Below are 3579 nucleotides of genomic sequence, written 5' to 3'. Positions count from 1 at the left end.
GTCAGCCGGGTGCCGTCCTCAAGCACCACCTGCTGACCGGGTTTCAGTGCCTTGGAGGCTTTCACATGGGCCAGCAAAGAATGTTCAGACAGAATTCTTTCGGTAAGTACCTCAACCTTGCCGCCGCTGGCCTTGTGACCAAACAGTCGCGCAGGAATCACCCGGGTATCGTTGAATACCAGCAGATCATCGGGCTGCAGCAGGGAGAGGATATCGCGGAAACTGGCGTGGCTGGTCTGGCCGTTACCACCGTCAAGCACCAGCAGGCGGGAAGCGGTGCGCTGTGGTAACGGGTAGCGGGCGATCAGCTCGTCTGGCAGGTCAAAATGGAAATCAGAGACGTTCATGGCGGTGCCGATCGTGGTTCCGCGTTAACGGATTCTGGACTGAAACAGGTACCGGATATTACGAAAAGCCCGATGGTAGCGGTGGGCGGACTCGAACCGCCACGCTGTTGCCAGCAACGGATTTTGAATCCGTCGTGTCTACCAATTCCACCACACCGCCATTATCAAGCTGCCGGAACCACTGAACGCGTGTCAGGATTCCGGTGGGGATTCGCCGTGGAGCCTGCCTGCAGTGGACTGCAGGAAACCCGGGCACGCACAAACCCGACCGGTACAACACCCCGAAGGGGTGCGAGCACGGGATTATACTGAGGTTATTGCTGAAAGCAACCTGCAGCCTGCGCGAGGACAGACAGCCCCCTCGCCGGCTTACAGACGATCGAACAGCGACAGCTGGGAGGTCTGGGCGAACGAAAGCTGGGCGGCTTCAAGCACGAAACTCTGAAAACTGAGATTACTGATAGCCTCGGCGTAATCCAGGTCCTGCAACTGAGAGCGGATATCCTTGGAATACAGCGAGGAGTCTTCCAGGAACTGACCGGTGGATTCAAGGGCGTTCATGCGGCCGCCGATCTCGGTCTGCGCCCGCACGATGGTCTCCTGGCCGTTGTCCAGGTTACTCAGGGAAGCGGCAATCAGGTCATCGTAGGCCTTCTGGCCGCTGATATAGCCTGCGCTATCAACGCCACCCGGCTGGACCACACCCGCCAGGATGTCGATGTTGTCGTATAGAGCACCGTCCGTTGCCAGATCTCCTGCCCAGCCACCGGCGTCAATCCGGACATCGCTGAGCCCCGAGGTCAGCACCAGTTCGCCCCCGGACACTTGCGCCGTAACACCGGCCAGGGCGTTGTCGTCACTGCCGTTGATGGCAGCAGCCAGGTCCGCCAGGTTATCCCCGGCGTTGAAGGTCAGGTTGACACCGTTAATGTTCAGTACATCGCCATCCTCAGGCGCAAACCCGGTCACAGTGGCCGCTCTGGAGACCTTGTCAAAATTCTCAAGCCCGTAGATCAGCTGTTCAACGGTGGTGAAAATGGACTGTTTGTCCGTGGTCTTGATAAAAAAGTCGTCGCCATCCTGGCCATCCGCGATCTCGAACTGCACCCCGGCAACCCGGATGGTTTCGCCACTGGTGTAGGTCTCAGGCCCGGCGATCAGATTGCCGGTGGTACGCTCGGTGACCTCGTAGGTGAGACCGCCGAGGCCATCGTCGGCAACCGAAACCACCAGATCTTCCGGCGCCAGCCCGGCCAGCAGTTCCGGATCCAGTACCATGCCAGAGGTGATACGGGCACCGGAGGTATTGGTGCTGCTTGCTTCAGCGAAGAAGGTAGGTCCGGCTGCCGGCACGTCGCTGAACAGTTTCTTGCCGTTGTCACTGATGTTGACCCGCACACCGTCGTCAATTTCCAGGGAACGCTGGCCTTCGTCACCCTGATAGACCCAGTCACCGGAGATATTCTGTTCAAACGCCGGGCTCTGGCCCTGGAAGCCACTGAACAGGTACTGCCCGGAGGAATCCCGGGTATTCGCCAGTGATGCCATCTGGCCGAGGCGTTCTCTGAGCTCGGTGGAAATCGCCTTGCGATCATTGGCGGTCAGGGATCCGTTACCTGCCTGCACGGTGAGCTCGCGCACCCGCTGCACCACGTCCAGGGTGCTGGCCAGGGTGCTCTCTTCCTGTTGCAGCCGGTTTTCCGCCAGGCTGACGTTACGCTGGAAGGTTTCAATGCGCCCCACCTCCTGATCCAGTTTCAGGATACGGGCCGCCGCCACCGGGTCGTCGGACGGATTGACCACCCGCTTGCCCGTGGAAATCTGGTTCTGGGTCTTGTTCAGATCCACGTTCAGTTCCTGCAACCGGCTGGAACCACCCGAGAAAATCTGCTGTGAAGAGATCCTTATCATGTCGCTTACCTCAATCCTGAACCACAAACAGCCATTAGTTGAACGTCGCCAGCAAGGTGTCGAACAGCTCCTGGGCCACACCCATCACCTTCGCCGAGGCGTTATAGGCGGCCTGATACTGGATCAGCCGGCCGGCCTCCTCGTCCAGATTGACGCCGGAAACGGACTCACGCTGATTGGTAGACTGCTCCAGCAGGCTGGCCGCTGAGTCCCGGTCCAGCTGACTCTGACGGGTTTTGACCCCGACATTTTCCACCAGGCCTGCGTAGCCGTCAGTAAAACTCTGGGTGCCACCATTCATGGTGCGGGCGGTGGCAAGCCCCGCCAGCAGTTCGGCGTTGCGGTTGTCCGCTACACCACCGGTGTTGTACTCGATCAGGAAGCTGTCCCCGGCCTCAGGATTACCGCTGACCCGGAACTGAAAGCCCCGGTAGTTTGGATCCGCAGGGTTCTCAGAGAACAGGGCATTGCTGATGCCTCGCTGATAGTCACCGCCCACCGGCGGATCCAGGGGCACCGGCCGGGCCGGATCGGTGGCGTCCAGTACTTCGTATTGGCTGTCAGAGGTGAATCTCACCATAAGTGGCGGACTGAGCTCGCCCAGGGTGGTGAATCCCGGCAACGCCGCATTGGTCAGGGGATTGCGGATCGACAACATGGTGCCCTGATTAATGCTGGCGTCACCGCTGTTACCGTTATCAGCACTGGCCCGGACCGGGCTGGCAAACGCCAGATCTTCCTCACGCTCCACCAGCAACCGCAGGTCAGAGGCAGATTGCCGGGTCGGCTGAATCTGGAAGCGATCGCCTTCGTTGAAGGTGCCGGCCTCCACCCGGATGTTGAAACCGGGCATGGAGATTTCGGCAGGCAGCGGATCGGGCAAGCGGCCCTGATTCACCGTGCGCCCGGTAGCCTGATCAATCAACTCGTAGTTGCGGCCATCGGCGCCGGAGAAACGCAAATCCCAGGAACCGGCCACCAGCTCGGAGCTGTCAGTGATCTCGACACCCAGCACACCGTTCGACGGAGCCTGGTTGTTGCCGCTGGCAATCACTCTGGCGCGCTGGATTTCAGGGCTGTTGATGTCAGTAAAAAACAGCCCGCCAAGGTCGCCTTCCAGGTCCATGCCGATCTGGTGCTGCTTGTTGAGCTGGTCGGAAATCACCACGGCCAGGCGACCCAGTTCATCGGTCGCCGGCTTCAGGGCCTGATCCTGGAAGCGACGCAAACCACCCAGCTTGCCACCATTCATCTGTTCGCTGACAACCAGCGTGCGGCCACCGCTGGTAAGAGTGAATTCAAGTTCCGTGGGATTTTCGGT

3 protein-coding genes and 1 tRNA gene are annotated in these 3579 nt (G+C 59.8%); all 4 read right to left on the bottom strand.

Annotation, left to right across the window (positions count from 1 at the left end):
• Nucleotides 1-347 (bottom strand): S-adenosylmethionine:tRNA ribosyltransferase-isomerase (locus AAC035_RS19590; RefSeq protein WP_339806799.1); only part of this gene is annotated, 347 nt, incomplete at its 3' end.
• Between the two features lie 73 nt (nucleotides 348-420).
• Nucleotides 421-507: transfer RNA gene (locus tag AAC035_RS19585), tRNA-Leu, on the bottom strand.
• Between the two features lie 209 nt (nucleotides 508-716).
• A complete protein-coding gene (gene flgL, locus AAC035_RS19580) occupies nucleotides 717-2258 on the bottom strand; it encodes a flagellar hook-associated protein FlgL (RefSeq protein ID WP_339806798.1) in 1542 nt (513 codons plus the stop codon).
• Nucleotides 2259-2292: 34 nt separating this feature from the next.
• A partial coding sequence (locus tag AAC035_RS19575; RefSeq protein ID WP_339806796.1) for a flagellar basal body rod C-terminal domain-containing protein occupies nucleotides 2293-3579 on the bottom strand: 1287 nt, incomplete at its 5' end.

Source organism: uncultured Marinobacter sp. (assembly GCF_963974375.1).
Lineage (GTDB): Bacteria > Pseudomonadota > Gammaproteobacteria > Pseudomonadales > Oleiphilaceae > Marinobacter.
Note: the sequence above shows the minus strand (reverse complement) of the source record. Positions and strands in the feature narration are given on the sequence as shown.

Coding starts and splice junctions, on each gene's coding strand:
- flgL (WP_339806798.1), bottom strand. CDS start 2,258: ATGATAAGGATCTCTTCACAGCAGATTTTCTCGGGTGGTTCCAGCCGG.